This window comes from Nocardia sp. NPDC006044, from assembly GCF_042871115.1.
Lineage (GTDB): Bacteria > Actinomycetota > Actinomycetes > Mycobacteriales > Mycobacteriaceae > Nocardia.
Genome location: NZ_JBIAID010000001.1, coordinates 201,510 through 219,026, shown reverse-complemented (window position 1 = coordinate 219,026; position 17,517 = coordinate 201,510). Strand labels below are relative to the sequence as shown.

Below are 17,517 nucleotides of genomic sequence, written 5' to 3'. Positions count from 1 at the left end.
GCCTCTGCGGTCCTCGCCGCACTCGGCTCGGGTGGCCCCGTCTCCCTCGCGGAATCCGAACGCCCGCATCGGTGTTGTCAAGTCCGGATTCGAGCATGCTAAGTTGAGCGCCGCTTCACGAACTGAGGACATCGATGCTGGAACGTCTCGAACTGGAGGCATTTCTGACCCTTGCGGAGGAATTGCACTTCGGCCGGACGGCCGAGCGACTGCATGTGACGACCAGCCGAATCAGCCAGACGATCGCCAAGCTGGAGCGGCGGATCGGGGCGCCGCTGTTCGAGCGCAACAGCCGCATAGTGCGGCTCACACCGCTGGGAAAACAGTTGCGTGACGAATTGCGCCCCGCCTACGACCAGATCTCGGCCAGCGTCCGCGCGGCGAGCCAGGGCGGTTCGATCACCCAGACCATCACTGTGGGATTCTCCGCGCCCTGGAGCGGCAACCTGCTGGTGCGCGCCGCAGCGGTCGCCCAAGAGCGGTACCCGGACACCGCGGTCGACATCGAAGAGATCCAGCTCATCGATCCGCTCGGCCGAATGCGTTCGGGCGCGGTGGATTTGCAGCTCACCGAATTCCCCATCAACGAGCCCGATATCACCACCGGGCCGATCGTCTTTGCCGAACCACGAGCGCTGATGGTGCCCGGCAGTCATCCTTTCGCCACCCGGGAATCGGTATCGATGGAAGACATGGCCGACGCGACACTGGTCACCATCGCCGATGAACACGTGCCGCGCTACTGGATGGACGAGTATTTCCCGCGGCGCACCCCTGCCGGGCGGCCGATACCGCAGGGCCCGGCCACGAATTTCTGGCCCGAGGTACTGGTGCACGTCAGCCAGGGCGTCGGTGTCAGCACCGTCTCGCTGCGCGCCCGTGACTTCCACTCCCGCCCCGACCTGGTCTTCGTTCCGATTCACGACGCGCGGCCGATCGTTTACGGCCTGATGTGGCCGACCGCGCGCAAGAAGCCGTTCGTGGACGTCTTCCTCGAAGTCATCGCGGAGGTGGCCGAATCGCAGTAACCGCCGCCTCCGGTGAACACAGCGTTGAGTACGGCTAAGCGTTAACCCGCGCTTAGCGGAGCGTTGCTGAAACGCTGCTTGTTGCATAGATTTCGACTGACGATGCTGGAATCCACCGCAGTGGAGATCAGCGGATTCGATCATCGGATTTCAGGAGGAATTGTGCCGCGCGAATTGGTGTACACGGGGTTCATGTCGCTGGACGGCGTCGTGGACTCGCCAGGTGGCAAGGAGGAGGGGCATCGCAGCGGCGGCTGGGTGATGGCCACCGAGTTCGTCCCGGAGGCCTACTCGCTCAAGAACGACGAACTCGCCGATCACACCGCCCTGCTGTTCGGCCGCCGCAGCTACGAGGCTTTCGCCCCGTACTGGCGCGAATCCGATGATCACATCGCGTACAAGGAGCTGCCCAAGTACGTCCTGTCCACTGCCCTCGCCGAATCCGATCTGCTGGACGGCTGGGGCCCGACCACCATCCTGCGCAGCACCGAGGACGTGGCGCAGCTCAAGGAAACCGAAGGCGGCGCCATCTTCATCCACGGCAGCGCTGAACTGGCCCGGCGCCTCGCCGACGCCGACCTCATCGACCGCTACAACCTGCTCGTCTTCCCGATCCTGCTGGGTGCGGGCAAGAGTCTGTTCAGCCGTGCCGACCGCGACAAACAGCAACTGCGCCTGCGTGATTCGGCCACCTACGCCAACGGCGTGGCCAAACTCGTCTACGACGTCGTGCGCTGACCCGCGCGGTCTCTGCTCACCGGGCGTCCTGACCAGGCGCCCGGTTCAAGTTGATCAGCTCGACACTCGGGACGCGTTGGGCACGTCGAGAGGATCGGAAGAGCGTAGTCGCCGCCACGGGAGGTGGTCCAGCGGCGCACCTGCCGCGCCCAGCTCAGTTGCCGGAGAGCGGCGGCTACGGCCTCGGTCGCAGGCGGGCATTATCGGCGACGAGTTGTTGTCAGCGTGTATGCAATTTTCGATACGCCGGCGATATCCGCCAACTTATACCTTCGACTCACTAAATCTCCTGTCTCACAGGGGATCTGGAGACGAAGGAGAAGACGATGAGACTACGCGAACTCGGCGTGGCGGCGCTGCTGGTGCTCGGCATATCCGGTCTGGCCTCCCCCGCCCACGCGGACTCCGACCAAGACGCCACCGGATACGCCCGCTGCCCGAATGGGAACTTCTGCCTCTTCAGCGCTGCCAACGGGGGCGGGCGAATCGCGTATTTCCGCCTCGGCTCGACCGATCTGCGCTTGCAGAACATCGATGGCCAGGTGTATTCGATATGGGACCGCACCGGCCGATACTGGAACGGGTTCACCGAGTACAACTATCGCGGCGGCGTCATCTTCCGCAGCGGGCCTGGTCAACAGACAAATATACCGGCCGATGTCGCCACTCAGGTGCATTCGGTGAAGGCGGCCTGACCCGAAATCGGCTATGCGCGAACGCGTTCGGCATCAGCTGAGTTGACGGGAGCGCGGCCCACGTAGACGACAGCCCCGCTCAGCGAAAGTCGCTGAGCGGGGCACGTTTCCGTTGCTCGAGCCGGTGGCGGAGCGCTCTAGGATCGCCAGCTGCGGGGAGCAGACCGGCACCAAGTAGTTCACTGCGACTCCCGGCGGGCACGGCGCCGCCGTTGCAGTCCGGGGTGTATGCCGGCGGGGAGGTCGGCGTGGGCGGCGATGCGACGGAGTAGCGGGCGCAACAGGTTTCGTTCGGTCTCGTCGAGTGGGGCGAGGATCTCCGATTCCAGTGCGTCGGCTTCCGCTTGGACGGTGCCGAGCACTTCGCGCGCGTGATCGGTGAGATGGACCGCGTGTGCGCGACGATCGGCCGGATGCTGGCGCCGCGCCACCAGTGCGCGCTCCTCCAGCTCGTCGACCAGCCCGACCATCGCGTTGCGGTGCACCCGCAGCAGATCCGCGAGTTCCTGCTGGCTGCGCCCATCCGAGATCGCCAGCTGGCCGAGGACGGCGAAGTGCGCCGGATCGAGATCCCACCGCGCCAGTTGCTCGGTGAACCGGTGCGCCACGTGATGACCGATCTGCGACAACAAGAAGACTGCGCGCGAGTCCAGCGGCGGGTTCACCATTCCCCCAAATTAGCAACTCGACATGGTTTCGAAGTCACTCCGTCACCAGCCATCGCACTGCGATACTCGATGCGGGGGAACGGATCTCCAGCGAAAGCGACTCCGATGAGCACTGATCCAACGGCCGACGAGAACGAATCTGTCACCAGCGCCGAACCACAGACGGACGCGCAGCAGTCCGAACAGCGACCTCCGCCACGGGTGGGTGCCGTTCCAGACTCTGTCGTGTTCATCCAGCCCCCTCCGGTCGAGTAGATCTGGCCGGCACGCGTCGGCCAGCCGACCGAATCTGTTGGACCAGGGCGTGCAGGTGGCTGCATCGCACGCTTCGGCGCAGAGCCGGTGACCGGGACAGTCCGACCAACCCGACCGGACTGTCCCGGTAACGCACAACGCGGCTACCGGCGGCTGGGTGCCGCCGGTAGCCGGGCGTTATGCGCGGGTCATCGCTTGATCAGCGCGAGCAGGGCGGTGATCGAGGCCCGGCGTTCGTAGGCGATCCAGGCGAAGATCGCGGTGAGCGCCAGCGGGAAGGGGGCCAGTTCGGGGGTGCCGGCGAGGAAGGCGTTGAAGCCGGCGGCGAGGAAGGTGACGATGGCCAGGCCGATCGCGGCGGCCGCGGTCAGGCGGGGCACCATGAGTCCGATGCCGCCGGCGACCTCGGCGAGACCGATGAAGACCAGCAGCCCCAACGGGATCGAGAAGGCGGTGGCGTTGTTGTCCATCAGGGTGTGCGGGATGAGGAGCTTCGGGCCGCCGGAGGCGATGATGAAGAACAGGCCGAGCACGATCTGCAGGGTCCACAGGACGCGGTTGCGAATCTTGCCGGGGCGGACGGGGGCGGTGGTCTGGGTGGCGGCGATGGCGGTCATCTCGTGTTCCTTCTGGATCGGTCGCGCCGGGTTGGTGGCGCGTTCATCAGTAAGGACGGGGGCGGTCCGGAAAACTCATCGCCGCGGTCGAAGAAATTTTTACCGCGCCGCAGGCACCTCGGCGGTGTGCGCGGGGATATAGCGCTCGCCCCTCACCTGCCCGCTCAGCGGGTCCAGCGCGGCCAGTGCCTCCGCGTCCAGGGTGAGCTCCAGCGCGGCCGCGTTCTGCTCCAGCCGGGCCGGGCTGCGGGTGCCCGGAATCGTCACCACCGCCACCCCGAGCCGCTCGGCCTGCGCGTACACCCAGGCCAGCGCCACCTGAGCCGGGGTGGCACCCAGCCGGTCGGCCACCTCGCGCACGGTCTGCGCGATCTTCTCGTTGGCCTCGCCCGCCGCGCCGGCGAAGCGGGGGTTGGTGCGCCGGAAGTCCTTCTCGCCCAACGTGGATCGGTCCAGGGCGCCGGTCAGGAACCCCCGCCCCAGCGGCGAGTACGGCACCAGCCCGACCCCCAGCTCGGCCATCACCGGGGTGAGGGCCTCGACGTCGCGGGTCCACAGCGAGTACTCGCTCTGCACCGCCGTGATCGGGTGCACCGCGTGCGCGCGGCGCAGCAGCTCGCCGTCGACCTCGGACAGACCCAGATGGCGGACCTTGCCCGCCTCGACCAGCTCGGCCATCGCCCCGACGGTCTCCTCGATCTCCACGTCCTGAGGCGGGCGATGGGCGTAATACAGGTCGATCACCTCCACGCCCAGCCGCAGCAGCGAGGCGTCACAGGAGCGCAGCACGAAGTCCCGGGCACCGCGGATACGACGCGCCCGGTCACCGCCGCTGCGGTCGATACCGAACTTGGTGGCCACCTGCACCCGGTCCCGGCGACCATGAATGGCCTGGCCCACCAGCACCTCGTTGTGCCCGGCACCGTAGGCATCGGCGGTGTCCAGGAACGTGATGCCCAGCTCCAGCGCCCGGTCGATGGTGGCCAGGCCGCCGTCCCAGTCGGCGGCACCGTAACTCTCGCTCATCCCCATGCACCCCAGGCCCATCGCGCTGACGGTGAGACCGGGCGAGCCGAGCGTGGTTCGAGTGATCATGCGCGGATACTCCTTTTACCCGGCCAGCCGGGCGGTACCTGAGGGCTGACGAACGCCTCCGACACTAGGACTTGGAGTGCACTCCAAGTCAAGCTGGAGAACCAGCCCCCGTCGGCGGGTCAGGCGCGGCGGGTGAGGACGAAACGAGTCTCCGATGCCGAATCAAGCACATTCGACCGGTCATGATCGTCGCGCGATTCGCAAACCTGGCAAAGCCTGGTCCTGAACCTCGACACCATCGGTTGGTAGCCGATGATTGTGTCGAGACCGGATCCAAGTCCTCCAGACCTCAGCCCCGCCGCGCACCTGAACCAGATCCTGGCCAGGATCCGATCCCGCCATCAAGTGGCCCACTAGCCGCGATGCAAGCGTTCAGCTCGGTTGCTGGTCGATTGATCACGAGGAACTGGTGTAGGCATCCGTCGAGAGGTCACTTACATCAGTTCCTCGTGATCAGTCGTCCAGCAGCGCATTTCGAGACGCGCCGTGCTGAACGTACGCCACTGCCGATGAGCGGATGGTGACGTCGACCAACCCGACCGGCATCGGGAACAGACTCCGAACCGCGAGAACCGGATTCGAGTCAGTTCTCCAGGGCGGCCGCGAGGCGCTCGAGGGTGCCGCTGATGGTCTCCCGGTTACGTGCTGTCCGGTCCTGCACACCGGAGATCTTCTTACTGAACTCCAAGCCCTCCGGTGGCCGCAGATCCTCGGTCCACTCGGTCACCCGGCAACCCGTCGGCGTGTGTTCGATGCGGTAACCCCAAGTCGCGTAGTGGAAATCGCGCATTGAGCATTCGAAGGTGAAGGCTCGGCCGGGGTCGGCCTCGACGACTTTGCCCTGAGTGGTCCACTCGCGTTCACCGTTGCGGTTGTGACCTTCGAAAGTCGCGCCGACGACCGGACCCTCGAAGCCCTCATGCCACTCGCAGGCGTAGCACTCCTGTGACCACTCACCCATGCGGGTCACATCCGCGACGGCCGCATATACCGCGTCGGGCGAAGCAGCGATGTCACGCGAGATTTCCAGTTTTTCGACCACGAGATCCGAGCTTAGCCGGGAGCTGTCCGCATGCCCTTTCCTCAGTGCGCGACAACATGTTTCGCACCTCCCGGTCTACGCGTTTCTCGCCCGGCCGAGATCCCGACGAGCCGACAAGCAGAACTTGCTCGCCCCGGCGGGATCGTGCTCAGCGCGTCGATCTGCGGGGAGGTGGCGGCGGTCCCCGCGAGTGATCAGGCCCGCCGCGCAGCAGTGACCAGCGCACCCAGCAGTCGCAGATGGTCGGCGTCGGCCTGGTTGGGCAACAGGAAGCGGCGGCGCAGGAAGGCGTAGGACAGCTCGTGGCGTGGGTCGACCAACGCCTGTTGTCCACCGGCTCCGCTGTGGCCGAACGCGCCGGCGCCGAGAACCGGGTAGATCTCTGACGACGCGTGGAATCCGACCGCCCAGGCCTTGGGCTGCCGCAGGACCAAGTCGAAGCCGTTGGACTGGATCTGGCCGAACGCCGACGCGGTGGCGGGTTCGAGCAGCGGGTCGACGCCGTCGACCGGCGACACGAGCGCCGAATACAGCTTGGCCAGGCTGCGGGCGGTGCCGATGCCTCCGAAGGAGGCCGGCCCGCGGGAGCGGACGACCGGAAGATTGGGCAGTTCCCACACCTCCCGGTTGCGCGGATGGTGACGGTTGAAGGCGATGCCGCTGAGACTGTCCGGGTCGGTCGCGGTCGCGGCGAGCTCGCGCAGGCGTTCCGGAGTCGCCGTCATCGGTTGCGCACTGAGGAATTGGCTGTCCAGGCCCACGGGCAGGCCCAAGTGCAGGTCGAGCTTCAGCGGAGCCTGGAGTCGTTCGGCGAAGTGTTCCTGGACGGTGCGGCCGGTGGCGCGGCACACGAGTTCTCCGCTCAGCGCGGCCATCACCAACGCGTGGTACCCGGTTGCCCGGCCCGGTCGCCAGAACGGGCGCTGCGTGCCGAGTCGTTCGGCCACGAGTCGGTCGTCGGCGAGTTCCTCCATCGTGAACCCGTGCGTGGCGCCCACCAGACCGGCCTGGTGGGCGAGCAGTTCGCGTACCAGGAGGTCTTGCTTGCCCTCGACCGCGAACTGCGGCCAATAGCGGCTCACCTTCTGATCCAGGTCCACCACGCCGTCCTGGACCAGCAGCGCCACCACCAGGTGGGTGACCCCCTTGCTCGCCGAGTAGATCCCCATGATCGAGTCCGCGTTCGTATCCGGCCCCGCCCATAGGTCGACCACCTTCTCGCCGCGGTGGTAGGCGGCCAATTGGGCGTCCAGTTCGCTACCCTCCGCGGCCAGCAGTGCGGCGAACTGCTCGCGCACAGCCTCGAATCCCGGCGCGACCGTGCCTTGGATGCCAGCCGCCTCCTCGAGTGCTTCCCTCATCGTGTCTCCCGCTGTTGCGTGACGGCCGATCCGTCGACACGACTCACACTACCCCATTAGTGACCATTGGTAACTAATGGGGTGACAGATGTCGACGTCACCTACGGCGACGAGCTCGGCGGCGGGCCCTGTCTATCGTCTGATTCATGAGTGACCAAGTGGCCGAGCGACGAGGTCCGGGCCGTCCCGCCCAGATCAGCCGGGACAAGATCGTCGACGCGGTGTCGCAGGCCGACAACGTCGACACGCTGACCATGCGCGAGCTCGCGGCGAGCCTCGGCGTCAGCCACAGCGCGCTCTACCGGTGGATCAAGAACCGCGACGAGCTCTTCGATCTCCTCAGCGAGGTCGTCGTCGAGCGAATCCTGCTGCGAGCCGATGCCGGAGATCCGGAATGGCGAGCCTGGCTCACCCGACTCGCGTGGGCGATGCGCGACGAATTCCTTGCCCTGCCCGGCTATGCCACGCACCTGTCTCGTCCGCACGAGCACAACGCGCACTCGATCGACCGCGTCCGGGGCGCGGTCAGCGCCGTTCTCCGCCGGTCCGGGGTGACCGCCGAGATGGCCGAGCACAGCTGGCAGATCTTCATGACCTGCGTCGTCGGCTGGCTGGCGGCAACCGAGAATCCCCTCCACCTCGGCACCGACGCACCGAGATTCGACCTGTTCCTCGACACGCTGCTGCGTGGCCTACCTGCCCGTGAGTCGTCAAGCGACGTACGGTAGGTGATCCGGTAGCCGGATCTTTTGAGTCGACGGCACCGTCGCGTTCGAGGTCGGGCCCGCGGGTTGCGCCAGCGGGTATACGCGCGCCGATCACATCGCCTTGTTCGCTGCGACTGTGGTGGTCGGTGTCAAACCGCGCTGACCACAGTCAGCTCGAGTGAGCGGTAATCAAGCCACGGCATGAGGTACGTCACGACTGGTCGGCGAGTCGGTCGTCGTAGGCCGCGCGTGATTCCAGGACGCGGGTCGCGTTGGCCAGGGACCAGTCGGCGATCGCGGTGGTAAGGGCGCCGGCCGCGACACCGAGGTCGGTGAGGGCGTACTCGACACGCGGCGGGATAGTCGGGTAAACGGTACGGCTGATCAGCCCGTCGCGTTCGAGGTTGCGCAGCGCCTGGGTCAGGGATTTCTGTGTCACGCCCTCGATATGGCGACGCAGCTCGGTGAAACGCAGCGGCCGGTCGTAGCGGCGTAGTGGCGGGGTGCGGTCGAAGGTTCGGTTGGCATCGGGGGTCCCCAGCGGTCGTCTTTGCCGGCAAGTAGCGGTCCGCACATGAAGCGCCTCTCGTAAAGATCACAAATAAGTATCGATGCAGATAGGCGTGTTGCTTAAACATTCAATCATGATGATGCTGGTAGCGAGCGCAGCGGCACATGATCACCGCGAAAGCACAATCAGCGCTCACCGTGTCACGGAAGGCAGGTCTCTGCTTTCGCCGTATCCGTCGGCGGAGCGCGGCACAGTCAACGAGCACTCCGTGCTTACGTTGCAATTCCTATTCAATCGGTGCGATCGTCGACGTTCCGCACCGTCTTCGAGAGTTCCATCATGTTCAAAACCACACTCACCGGTCCTGCTGCCTCGCCGAAGACGCAAACAAAAAGCTCCAGGAATCGAGGTCGCGCCGGTTTCATGGCAGCAGTTGTCAGCAACATCATCGCTAGCACGCTGGTCTCAGTGGGACCTGGGGCGGGTATCGCATTGGCAGATCCGCTCTGCTCGAACCAAGTCGCGACACAAAACGATGTCAACCCTGACGGCACCGCGCTGAACTACTCAGGCACCCTTGCGGACGGCTCCCCGATGGCAGGCACGTTCCAAATCACAACCAATGGGATCAACCTGATCACCCTCGTGATGCCGCTGTACCTGACTGGCACTTTCCAAGGCGGCGCTACGGCTACAGCGTTTGTCAACGTAATCACCAATAAGCCGACAATCAGGGTATTAACCTTCGATGGGCTGAGCTGCGGCCTGCCGGCATCGGTTCTGAATCAAAATGTCGAAAATCTTCGGCTGGCACTGAATCAGAGCCTGACTCAGTCCGGGTACACACTTTCAGAATGGGTTGACAGCTCCAACCCCTAATGAATCCCAGGGAGGCGGGAACCTCACACCAAAAGACGTTTTCGGGTGCTGCCATTGCGGCAGCACCCGAAAGCACGCTTCGCTGATAGGTATGCGCCATCTCCGCATGAGTGGCTCCTACCGGTTAGTATCGCCGCTCGAAACCCTGGACCGTCCCGATGCCGCTCAGCGGCTGGCGACGGCTTGCGTATCGATCGTCTCGGCGTGACCGGGATCCAGGTCCTGCTGGGAGTTTGTCACCGAGCACCTGATGCGGCCGGATGGTGTAGTACGGGATGCGGAAGCGGTAGACCTTCGTGTCCCGTGCGTCGCCGTCTGGGATGACGGCCGCGGTAGAGATGTTCGTTTTCAGCGTGTCCCACATCCGCGTGTCACGCCCTTGACGCCGCTGGCCACGACATACGGTGATGCCGTGTGGCGCGTTGAGCGGCCATTCGGATTGGATGGCCGACACGGTCTTTCAACATGCTCATGCTGATGTGTGATGTCGATAGTTCGGTCCGGGTCTCCGATGGCGGAGGGCCATGGTCGGGTAGGGCTGGCCGCCGATCCGGTTTCCGTACCGACGCGCTGCGAGCGATGGACGTCGGGACATCCACGCGGTCAGCGGCACCGAATACGTGGCAGTGGGTACGTCGAATCGACCGCCACGTACCACCCACGACCAAGCACTCAGGAGGAAGATTGTGAAGATCCGTTCGTCCGTGCTGATCACAACAGGTCTCTCCGTGCTATTCCTTTCGAGCATAGCGTCGCCATGCACAGCCCATGCGGGCAACGACGATGCTGAGAAGAAACAGTACGAAGAAGCGACCGATATATGGGCGGCGCTCACGTCGGCTTTCTGTGACGGTGCCATCAACCCATCGAAGAGTGAGGCCGATCGACAGGCTGCGGAGAAACAATTCAACGATGCGGCTATAAAGGAGTATGACGCGGCGTATCGTATCACTCCACTGCAATATTCAGGTGGCGATCCGGTCGACGCTGCTCGCGACGCTACGATGCGAGTTATCACTATACGTAGGACGGTGGGCGACCGCGAACATCGAAGTACAAAAGAATATCAGGCCGATTTCTCGGTGCCCTCCGGATTCTCGGAGAGCGATAAACTGCGGTATTGGCGGTATCTGAGCTGTGGTGTTGCCGATTACAAAACCGAGTACCGCAACGCGCTCAAGACGTATACCGAGAAGTATGGAACCAGGCTCAAGCCGGGATATGACAACGACCCTGCGATTATAGTCTTGTACGACACAAAGATGGTAGGCATGCTGAATGCCGTGCATGACGCCGGCCTGCTCGGTGACGATGATTTCGAAAAATACAAGCAGCAGAGTGACGAGCTTGCCAAGGAGCACAAGGAAGAGGCGAACAGCGGATAACAACTCTCCCGACCATTGCACCGTCACCTATAGCTGTGAACCGGCGAGGCTCACCATTTCCGCGGTCGGCCCTCGGAAGGCTCCCTCGGACCGTCAGCGGCCCTCCTACGAATCCAACCCGCATTTGCCCGCGACACGGCGGACAGCACAAACGGGTAGCTCCTGCTCTCGGGTAAGTGCACGGAAAGCTAGCCGCGCTGACCGCCGGTAGGTCGATCCAACCGGCGGTCAGCCGACCCGTCCGCTACTGCCGCTGCGCGCGTGTTCTGATCGTCAGATGCGCGTATCCGCGTCAGATGCGCGCTCAAATCGACAGAAGTTCTCGATGCCGGGGACTCGCGCGGTACGTCTCGCGTATTCGAACCCCATGAGTGCGAGCGTCAGTCGTATCCACCCTCGTCAGTTTTGTAGCACTCCTTCCCCGTAACCTTCCCTGAAGACATTGCCTCTCCGGAAGAGCATTCGATCAACACTGTGTGGTCGACGCTCGCAATGACAAAATCTTTATTGATCTTTCCCGAGTCGGGAGCACCGTTGGCAGCGGTGCATTTCTGACCTTCTGCCTTGCCGCCGACAGGGTTGTCCAACTTGAAGGCCTGGCAGTTGTAACGTGGCCACTTCTCCGACCCGGGCGAAGGGGCCGGGACTGCATTGGCTTGAGCAACAGACATAGCCATAGCCGTCGCGACAAGAGCGATCGTGGTCAGACGAGAGGCACTACTAGAAAACATGGAAACTCCTGTTCTGTAGGCAGAATATCCACGCCCTATTCGTCACGACGAGCAGTACGGATGGGTCGTCGTACGGGCATCAACCCGAACGGCGGCGCGCCACCGTCAACGGCTCCCTGCCCGCCAGCACACCATTCGTCACCCGCCTGTTCTCCTGAACCCGAACTCCCACAACCGAACCCGGCCGGCCACCCTGTGGCGGCCCGGCCTCCTTCACCAACCAGGAATATCCGAAAATGCCGCTGGGCGCGCGGTAAGCAGCCGTCGCGGGTCAGTGGAAGATCAACGGGCAGAGAGGGTCTCGGCGTCGGCGAACGCATGATATTGCCGAATTATGTGGTGCCGGGGAGCGTCGCTTGACCTTCCCCTTGGGGCCGGCCGCACTCTCGATGCCAGGGAAGTTCCCCTGGGAATGAGGAGGCAAGGGTGGAGTTGCTGACCATCGGCGCGTTCGCGCGGCTGGCCCGGCTTTCGCCGAAAGCGCTACGACTGTACGCGGACGCGGGGATCCTGCCGCCCGCGCGGGTCGATCCCGCAACCGGCTACCGGTGGTATTCGCCGACACAGTTACCGCGGGCACGCCACATCGCGCGACTGCGGCAGCTGGACATGCCGCTGGCCAGGATCGGTGCAGTCTTCGCCTGTCCGGCCAACCAGCGCGCGCAGGCCCTGACCGAGTATTGGAACGAGCAGGAGCGTGCGTTCACCGCCAAACGGCAACTGGCCGATTTCCTCATCGCCCAACTGACAGGAGAGAAGGTCGCCATGTATCCCGTCTCGGTCCGCGCCATTCCTGAGCGCGCCCTGCTGAGCTGCACCGAAAACCTCACTGCCGACCGCATCGGCGAGTTCGCGACACCGCTGTTCGCGTTGTTCGGTGGCCCGTCGGTGCCGCGACCGGACGGCGTCGCAGGCCTGCCCTTCCTGCGGTACCACGGCGAACTCGGTCCCGATGACGACGCTCCGGTCGAGTTCTGCTGCCCGGTCCGAGCATCCGATCTCGACACGGTCGCGCAGCGTTTTCCGGACATGCTCGTCCGGAACGAACCCGCAGCACGCGAGGCATACGTCGAAGTCCCCAAATCCGCGATGACCACAGCGCTCGGATTCGAGTCGCTGCACCAGTGGCTACTGGAACACAACGAGCAATCCGACTGGCGACCGCGACAGATCTTCCTTCGCGATCCCACCCGAGCCGGCGAATCCGACACCGTCTACGAGCTGGCAGTGCGCCTGATCTGACACTCCATCGAAGCGGCCGGCACCTACTCGGCGGCCTGTGGTGAGGCCGGCCGTCAGGGTGAGTCCGGATCCGGGGGTTGGTCGATGGTCAGGTAGGCCACCGCCATGTGGACAGTCCGGTGGCACCATCGTTTCCAGGTCATGCCGTCCGGAGCCGTCTCCACGCTGAGGGCGCGATGCATCGCCGAGGCGGTGATGGTGCGACCGACGAACGCCAGTGCCGCGTCCGCGTCGTGGAGGCGGATCTCCCCTCGGTGCGGTGCGGCGGCCTCGACCAGCAGGCGCCGTAGGGCGGCGAGACCCTCGGCGCGATCGTCCGGGACGGGCTTCGACCGGACTCCGAAGATCTCGGGCAGGAGGCGTCCGCTCTGCGTCATCCAGTCCACGATTTCGGTGGTGTATGCCTCGATCACCGCACCCAGGCCGGGCGTCGGAGCCTGGAGCCGGGCGGTCAACCGGTCTCCGAGTCGCGCCAGCATGCGGTCCTTGACCGCACGCAGGAGCAGGTCCTTGTTCTCGAATCGGCGATACACCGACCCGACGGAGACCTCGGCGCGGGTGGCGACCGCGCTCATGGTGACCGCGTCCGCGCCGGTCTCGGTGAGCAGTTCCTCCGTGGCGGCAAGCAGCTTGGCCAGCGTCTCACGGCTGCGCGCCTGCTGCGGAACCCGCACTCCGACCGGCCTGCCATCGTCCGCCACGAGCCACAGGATACCGCCGCATCGTTCCAGGCTCGGGCGGCAGCGACCGCCCCGCTTGACCGCGTCCGCGCTGGCATTATTATGTGAATGTAAACACTCATTCACATTTGAGCCGGGTCTCGGCATCGGGTCGCCTTGCCCCAGCCGCCGGGGTCGCACGGCCCGACAGCGATTCGTTCGGTTGGGTCGAAATGCCCCTGCGCAGAGTAGGAAACACAGTGTCATGAGCAACATCGCGCTCTATACGTTCGGCGTTCTCGACCCCGCCATGGAGCCGGCCGCGCTATCCGACTTGTCCCAACGGGGTGACGAGATCTTCAGCGCCGTCGACGACGCTCCGGGGTTCGCCGGTCGGGCCGGAGGAGACTATGGGCAGAATGCGGAGCATGTCCCCGGCGCGGATTTCGGCCGCTGGGGGATCTATGCACTCCCCCTGGGCCTTCCGGACTTCGCGGGTCACGACCCGCTCGCGCACATCGCGACATTGAGTCTGTGGCAAGACATCCCGAGTGCACGCCTGTTCGTCTACAGCAGCCTGCACCGCGAGGCGCTGAAGCTCAGATACGACTGGTTTCTGAAGGGGCCCTGGCCGGGTCACGTCCTCTGGAGCATCGAGGACGGCTCAGTCCCCCAATGGTCCGACGGCGTAGCAAGACTCGAAGCTCTCGCCCGAGACGGAGAGTCCGCACAGCACTTCGCCTTCGGCTCGCGTTCGGCCCGCGCATGACGGCGCAACGAGGCCATCCCACGCGAGGCCTGTCCACCGCCGGCCGAGCCGACAGCGCAGGATCAGCGAAACGGAGACGGCGCCCGCGCTTGACCGTCGACCGAGATGAGTTGCTCGGCAAGGCTTTCCAACGCACACCACACCGATGGGCGGGCGGCTCGGTCGGTCGGATGTCAGAGGCACGCGCGTGTTCCGGCATGAACGAGGAGCGCTCATCGTGGACCGAGCTTGGATGGCCAGGCACGTTCGCCACATCACTATGCCGCTGGGCACCGGCTCCGATCAGGCGAAACCTGTTGCTGGGTAACGTGATGAAGCGACGACATGCTCACTCGGGTTGGAGGTAGCCGTGTTTCATCTGGATCACTTCGCGCTCGGGGTAAGCGATCTCGACGACGGCGTCCGCAGGCTGGCCGAGCAGACCGGATTCGGCAACTACGAAGGCGGGGTGTTCCCCGGCGGTAGCGTACGCAACTGGATATTCCCGTTGGGCGCGGACATCTACCTGGAGGTGGAGAGCGCTGTCGAGGCGGCCACCGACCCCGCGTCGTCGTGGTTCAGGCGGGCTACCAGCGACGGCGCGGACCATTGGATGTTCTGGTGTCTGCGCGCAGACTCCCTCGACGACTTGGAGCAGGTCGCTCGGCGGCTGGGCAGCGAGGTGCAGGTGGTCCCCGGGCGGACGGAACCGGACGGCACACAGCGGGTGGTCACCAGTACGCCTGCCGGGCAGGGAGTTTGGCGGGCTCGCCAGCAGGGCCTGCCGAACTGGTACTACCGGGACGATCCAGACAAGAACCCCGCCCGCCGTGCCGTTGCCGGTGACCGAATCACCGCCGGGGTGGCCTGGTTGGAAGTGGCAGGCGACCCCGACCAATTTCGCAGCCACATCGGCACGGAGACTTTCGACCACTTGCCACTGCGGTTCGTGCCCGGTGAACCGGGGCTGCACGCGGTCGCCGTGCGTACCGGCGATGGCGAGGAGATCGTGATCCGACGCACCCCAGTCGGGCAGGATATGTTCTGACGCGGCAAGATCCGTTCGATCCGGCGTGAGTGGATCCAGGCAACCGCGCCGGCACGCCAGCTATGGGAAGTGCCCCAGGCGGGAATCGAACCCGCTACCGGCCGCTTTAGAGGCGGCTGCTCGGCCGTCGAGCTTCTGGGGCCGGGTGGGTGGCCGGTGCACTGCCGGCCACCCCGTGATGACCGATCAGGCTGCGTCCGGATCGTGGATCCGTTCCCGCAGTTCGGCGTTCGCGATCGCGGCCCTGGCGGCCCGGTGCTCGTCCGAGGTCAGGGATCGCCCGAGCTGGTCGAGCGTCCGCAGCACGAACCGCTGCGTGACGACGCGGCGGTTCAGCACGTCGAGCGCGGCGGCCTGCCGCCACACCTTGCGCTGCAGCCAGCGTGTGGCCGTAGGCAGGTCCCCGGCGAGTTGGGCGCGCAGCGCGTCCCGCTCGGCGGCGAGTTCGACGAGCTGGGCGCGCAAGTCGCTCAGCTAAGTGTCAGTCATGTTTTCACCTCCCCTCGTTCGGTGCAGGCGAGAGGGAGGTGGGCGACCAGCCGGCGGGCGGCCGGTTCGAACGCGGCGGCGGTCAACGCGCCGCCGAGATCGGGCTCATGCACCCGGACCAGCCGGTGACCGGCCGCGGCGACGTCGGCGCACAGCCAACCGAGCGACAGTTCGTCGGTTGTGTTGAGTACCACCAACACATTCGAGGTGGCGTGCCAGTCTGCGACCAGGTCTGAATGCGCTGAGGCAAAGTCGAACGCGGCGTGTGTTATCTGCGCGACCTGTATCCCCGGTGGTAGATCGGCACGGGTGACCAGGTAAAGGCGGAGAGGAACCTAAAGCTTTTGCACGAGATCAATAATAATCCAGCGAGGCCCACAGCGCGAGACCATAGTTTCACCGGCGAACTCGATCAACGACCCGAGATGGCCTCGGGCCGTTGATCTTCGGATGGGCCATTTCGAATGTTCGGCTACTTGACCGAGTCGGCCAGCCGGTCGGCGTAGGGGGCGGTGAACTTTCCGACGAGGGGAAGCTCCACGCGGGCACCGCCGGTGCTGTTCACCCGGACCATGGCCATGATCCACACCACGAGGGTGAAGATCGATAGCGCGAGTCCGGCGAGGCTGAAGATGATCCCGAGGGCGCCGAGGAGTGAGCCGGCGATGCTCAGGACAATGTTGATCACCCAGACCGCGCCGAAGAAGACGATCGACTGTGCGGCATGGAATTTCACGTCCGGGTCGTGTTTTCCCACGAACAGGAAGATGACTCCGGTGAGCCACCCCAGCACGTAGGACAGGATCGCGCTGGTCTTCTTGTTCAGGCCGGCGGGTTGCGGTTGGTTCGTGTGCGGTTGAGAAGATGTCATGGCGTAAGTAGATGCCGGACACGCCACCTACCGATCCCAGGTTTTCGGTACGAACCTGTTCGGCTCAGCTGTCCGCAAGAACCGCGGCGTCCACATACCGTGGGTCGCGGGCGATCGCGGCGAAGCTCGACTTCCCTTCGGCGCCAACCGATTCCTCCACCTCCGCCAACCGGACCAGCAGCTCGAAATAGCTCGACTCGGCAGTCCGCAACTCGGCGATCGGTGCCGCGAGATCGAGATCGGCGGCGAACCGCGCCCCGTCGACGCCCACGGACAGGGTCGCCAGCCAGGCGTCCGAATCGGCCGCGAACATCGACCCGCTGGTCTCGGCCCAGAACAACACCACGCTCGGCGCCGCCACGGAACTCGATCGCCCCGCCGCGGCGAGCATCACCAGCGCGGTATAGATATTCGACTCGCAGAAACCGAAGTGCATCAGGTACGCCTCGAGCGCTCCCTCCCGGTACCGCAGGACATATGTCAGCCCGCCGGTGTCCTCCCCGAAGCAGTCGGCGAAATACTCCCGTGGCGTCGGCCCCTCCTCGGCCAGCCGCCAATCCGGCGCCTTCCCGTCCCAGAACCACCCGTCGTACATCGCGCCGGGATTCTCGATGACCTCCGTTCCCGGCGCCGGCGTCTCCAGCCACTGCTCGAATGCCTCCCGCCCCATCGGAATTCGAGTAGCGACGACAAACGTATCCGACACAAGTGGCTCCTCATCGATCTCGTCGGCGCCCACCATCCCGCG

21 protein-coding genes are annotated in these 17,517 nt (G+C 65.0%); 9 read left to right on the top strand and 12 right to left on the bottom strand.

Annotation, left to right across the window (positions count from 1 at the left end; translation table 11 throughout):
- Nucleotides 1-134: 134 nt before the first annotated feature.
- The 3 genes from ACFYO1_RS01125 (at nucleotide 135) to ACFYO1_RS01115 (ending at nucleotide 2,461) form a co-directional block, all read left to right on the top strand.
- Nucleotides 135-1,028 (top strand): LysR family transcriptional regulator, encoded by an 894-nt coding sequence (locus tag ACFYO1_RS01125; protein WP_387225938.1) that lies wholly within the window; start codon nucleotides 135-137, stop codon nucleotides 1,026-1,028.
- A 162-nt stretch (nucleotides 1,029-1,190) separates the two neighbouring features.
- A complete protein-coding gene (locus ACFYO1_RS01120; protein WP_387231630.1) occupies nucleotides 1,191-1,766 on the top strand; it encodes a dihydrofolate reductase family protein in 576 nt (191 codons plus the stop codon).
- Nucleotides 1,767-2,092: 326 nt separating this feature from the next.
- Complete coding sequence (locus ACFYO1_RS01115; RefSeq protein WP_387225935.1) at nucleotides 2,093-2,461, top strand: peptidase inhibitor family I36 protein; 369 nt, start codon at nucleotides 2,093-2,095, stop codon at nucleotides 2,459-2,461.
- A gap of 179 nt (nucleotides 2,462-2,640) precedes the next feature.
- Here ACFYO1_RS01115 and ACFYO1_RS01110 read toward each other — a convergent pair whose 3' ends face one another.
- The 5 genes from ACFYO1_RS01110 to ACFYO1_RS01090 all read right to left on the bottom strand — a co-directional run bounded on the left by ACFYO1_RS01110 (nucleotide 2,641) and on the right by ACFYO1_RS01090 (nucleotide 7,499).
- Nucleotides 2,641-3,129 carry a MarR family winged helix-turn-helix transcriptional regulator gene (locus tag ACFYO1_RS01110; RefSeq protein ID WP_387225932.1) on the bottom strand — a complete coding sequence of 163 codons (489 nt, stop codon included), beginning with the start codon at nucleotides 3,127-3,129 and terminating at the stop codon, nucleotides 2,641-2,643.
- A gap of 443 nt (nucleotides 3,130-3,572) precedes the next feature.
- Nucleotides 3,573-4,001 (bottom strand): DoxX family protein, encoded by a 429-nt coding sequence (locus ACFYO1_RS01105; protein WP_387225930.1) that lies wholly within the window; start codon nucleotides 3,999-4,001, stop codon nucleotides 3,573-3,575.
- 99 nt (nucleotides 4,002-4,100) lie between these two features.
- Nucleotides 4,101-5,096: an aldo/keto reductase gene (locus tag ACFYO1_RS01100; RefSeq protein ID WP_387225928.1), complete on the bottom strand. Its 996-nt coding sequence runs from the start codon at nucleotides 5,094-5,096 to the stop codon at nucleotides 4,101-4,103.
- 583 nt (nucleotides 5,097-5,679) lie between these two features.
- Nucleotides 5,680-6,138, bottom strand: a complete 459-nt coding sequence (locus ACFYO1_RS01095; protein WP_387225926.1) for an SRPBCC family protein — start codon at nucleotides 6,136-6,138, stop codon at nucleotides 5,680-5,682.
- 194 nt (nucleotides 6,139-6,332) lie between these two features.
- Entirely contained in the window at nucleotides 6,333-7,499 is a 1,167-nt protein-coding gene (locus ACFYO1_RS01090) for a serine hydrolase domain-containing protein (protein WP_387225925.1), read from the bottom strand.
- A gap of 146 nt (nucleotides 7,500-7,645) precedes the next feature.
- Between ACFYO1_RS01090 and ACFYO1_RS01085 the strand changes: the two genes are divergently transcribed.
- Nucleotides 7,646-8,227, top strand: coding sequence for a TetR/AcrR family transcriptional regulator (locus ACFYO1_RS01085; protein WP_387225923.1), 582 nt, complete (start codon nucleotides 7,646-7,648; stop codon nucleotides 8,225-8,227).
- Nucleotides 8,228-8,417: 190 nt separating this feature from the next.
- Here the strand turns inward: ACFYO1_RS01085 and ACFYO1_RS01080 are convergent, their stop codons facing one another.
- Nucleotides 8,418-8,780: a winged helix-turn-helix transcriptional regulator gene (locus ACFYO1_RS01080; RefSeq protein ID WP_387225922.1), complete on the bottom strand. Its 363-nt coding sequence runs from the start codon at nucleotides 8,778-8,780 to the stop codon at nucleotides 8,418-8,420.
- Between the two features lie 276 nt (nucleotides 8,781-9,056).
- Between ACFYO1_RS01080 and ACFYO1_RS01075 the strand changes: the two genes are divergently transcribed.
- Complete coding sequence (locus ACFYO1_RS01075; RefSeq protein WP_387225920.1) at nucleotides 9,057-9,596, top strand: hypothetical protein; 540 nt, start codon at nucleotides 9,057-9,059, stop codon at nucleotides 9,594-9,596.
- Nucleotides 9,597-10,282: 686 nt separating this feature from the next.
- On the top strand, nucleotides 10,283-10,981 hold the full coding sequence (locus ACFYO1_RS01070) for a hypothetical protein (RefSeq protein WP_387225918.1): 699 nt from the start codon (nucleotides 10,283-10,285) through the stop codon (nucleotides 10,979-10,981).
- 380 nt (nucleotides 10,982-11,361) lie between these two features.
- On the opposite strand, the gene ACFYO1_RS01065 is transcribed toward ACFYO1_RS01070, so the two are convergent.
- Complete coding sequence (locus ACFYO1_RS01065) at nucleotides 11,362-11,712, bottom strand: hypothetical protein (RefSeq protein ID WP_387225917.1); 351 nt, start codon at nucleotides 11,710-11,712, stop codon at nucleotides 11,362-11,364.
- A 426-nt stretch (nucleotides 11,713-12,138) separates the two neighbouring features.
- Between ACFYO1_RS01065 and ACFYO1_RS01060 the strand changes: the two genes are divergently transcribed.
- Nucleotides 12,139-12,954: a MerR family transcriptional regulator gene (locus tag ACFYO1_RS01060; protein WP_387225914.1), complete on the top strand. Its 816-nt coding sequence runs from the start codon at nucleotides 12,139-12,141 to the stop codon at nucleotides 12,952-12,954.
- A 53-nt stretch (nucleotides 12,955-13,007) separates the two neighbouring features.
- Here ACFYO1_RS01060 and ACFYO1_RS01055 read toward each other — a convergent pair whose 3' ends face one another.
- On the bottom strand, nucleotides 13,008-13,655 hold the full coding sequence (locus ACFYO1_RS01055; RefSeq protein WP_387225913.1) for a TetR/AcrR family transcriptional regulator: 648 nt from the start codon (nucleotides 13,653-13,655) through the stop codon (nucleotides 13,008-13,010).
- A 223-nt stretch (nucleotides 13,656-13,878) separates the two neighbouring features.
- Here ACFYO1_RS01055 and ACFYO1_RS01050 point away from each other — a divergent pair, with 223 nt between their 5' ends.
- A complete protein-coding gene (locus ACFYO1_RS01050; protein WP_387225911.1) occupies nucleotides 13,879-14,382 on the top strand; it encodes a DUF3291 domain-containing protein in 504 nt (167 codons plus the stop codon).
- Nucleotides 14,383-14,731: 349 nt separating this feature from the next.
- Nucleotides 14,732-15,409 carry a VOC family protein gene (locus ACFYO1_RS01045; protein ID WP_387225909.1) on the top strand — a complete coding sequence of 226 codons (678 nt, stop codon included), beginning with the start codon at nucleotides 14,732-14,734 and terminating at the stop codon, nucleotides 15,407-15,409.
- A gap of 186 nt (nucleotides 15,410-15,595) precedes the next feature.
- Here ACFYO1_RS01045 and ACFYO1_RS01040 read toward each other — a convergent pair whose 3' ends face one another.
- The 4 genes from ACFYO1_RS01040 to ACFYO1_RS01025 all read right to left on the bottom strand — a co-directional run bounded on the left by ACFYO1_RS01040 (nucleotide 15,596) and on the right by ACFYO1_RS01025 (nucleotide 17,475).
- Nucleotides 15,596-15,874: a hypothetical protein gene (locus ACFYO1_RS01040; protein WP_387225907.1), complete on the bottom strand. Its 279-nt coding sequence runs from the start codon at nucleotides 15,872-15,874 to the stop codon at nucleotides 15,596-15,598.
- A 20-nt stretch (nucleotides 15,875-15,894) separates the two neighbouring features.
- A complete protein-coding gene (locus ACFYO1_RS01035) occupies nucleotides 15,895-16,092 on the bottom strand; it encodes a hypothetical protein (RefSeq protein WP_387225904.1) in 198 nt (65 codons plus the stop codon).
- Between the two features lie 278 nt (nucleotides 16,093-16,370).
- Complete coding sequence (locus ACFYO1_RS01030) at nucleotides 16,371-16,769, bottom strand: DUF4870 domain-containing protein (protein WP_387225902.1); 399 nt, start codon at nucleotides 16,767-16,769, stop codon at nucleotides 16,371-16,373.
- Between the two features lie 64 nt (nucleotides 16,770-16,833).
- Complete coding sequence (locus ACFYO1_RS01025) at nucleotides 16,834-17,475, bottom strand: hypothetical protein (RefSeq protein ID WP_387225899.1); 642 nt, start codon at nucleotides 17,473-17,475, stop codon at nucleotides 16,834-16,836.
- Between the last annotated feature and the right edge of the window lie 42 nt (nucleotides 17,476-17,517).

What these genes read in the sequence shown, in the direction of transcription:
- ACFYO1_RS01065 (WP_387225917.1), bottom strand. Translation starts at nt 11,712, where the DNA reads ATGTTTTCTAGTAGTGCCTCTCGTCTGACCACGATCGCTCTTGTCGCG.
- ACFYO1_RS01115 (WP_387225935.1), top strand. Translation starts at nt 2,093, where the DNA reads ATGAGACTACGCGAACTCGGCGTGGCGGCGCTGCTGGTGCTCGGCATA.
- ACFYO1_RS01100 (WP_387225928.1), bottom strand. Translation starts at nt 5,096, where the DNA reads ATGATCACTCGAACCACGCTCGGCTCGCCCGGTCTCACCGTCAGCGCG.
- ACFYO1_RS01090 (WP_387225925.1), bottom strand. Translation starts at nt 7,499, where the DNA reads ATGAGGGAAGCACTCGAGGAGGCGGCTGGCATCCAAGGCACGGTCGCG.
- ACFYO1_RS01110 (WP_387225932.1), bottom strand. Translation starts at nt 3,129, where the DNA reads ATGGTGAACCCGCCGCTGGACTCGCGCGCAGTCTTCTTGTTGTCGCAG.
- ACFYO1_RS01050 (WP_387225911.1), top strand. Translation starts at nt 13,879, where the DNA reads ATGAGCAACATCGCGCTCTATACGTTCGGCGTTCTCGACCCCGCCATG.
- ACFYO1_RS01105 (WP_387225930.1), bottom strand. Translation starts at nt 4,001, where the DNA reads ATGACCGCCATCGCCGCCACCCAGACCACCGCCCCCGTCCGCCCCGGC.
- ACFYO1_RS01125 (WP_387225938.1), top strand. Translation starts at nt 135, where the DNA reads ATGCTGGAACGTCTCGAACTGGAGGCATTTCTGACCCTTGCGGAGGAA.
- ACFYO1_RS01085 (WP_387225923.1), top strand. Translation starts at nt 7,646, where the DNA reads ATGAGTGACCAAGTGGCCGAGCGACGAGGTCCGGGCCGTCCCGCCCAG.
- ACFYO1_RS01075 (WP_387225920.1), top strand. Translation starts at nt 9,057, where the DNA reads ATGTTCAAAACCACACTCACCGGTCCTGCTGCCTCGCCGAAGACGCAA.
- ACFYO1_RS01030 (WP_387225902.1), bottom strand. Translation starts at nt 16,769, where the DNA reads ATGACATCTTCTCAACCGCACACGAACCAACCGCAACCCGCCGGCCTG.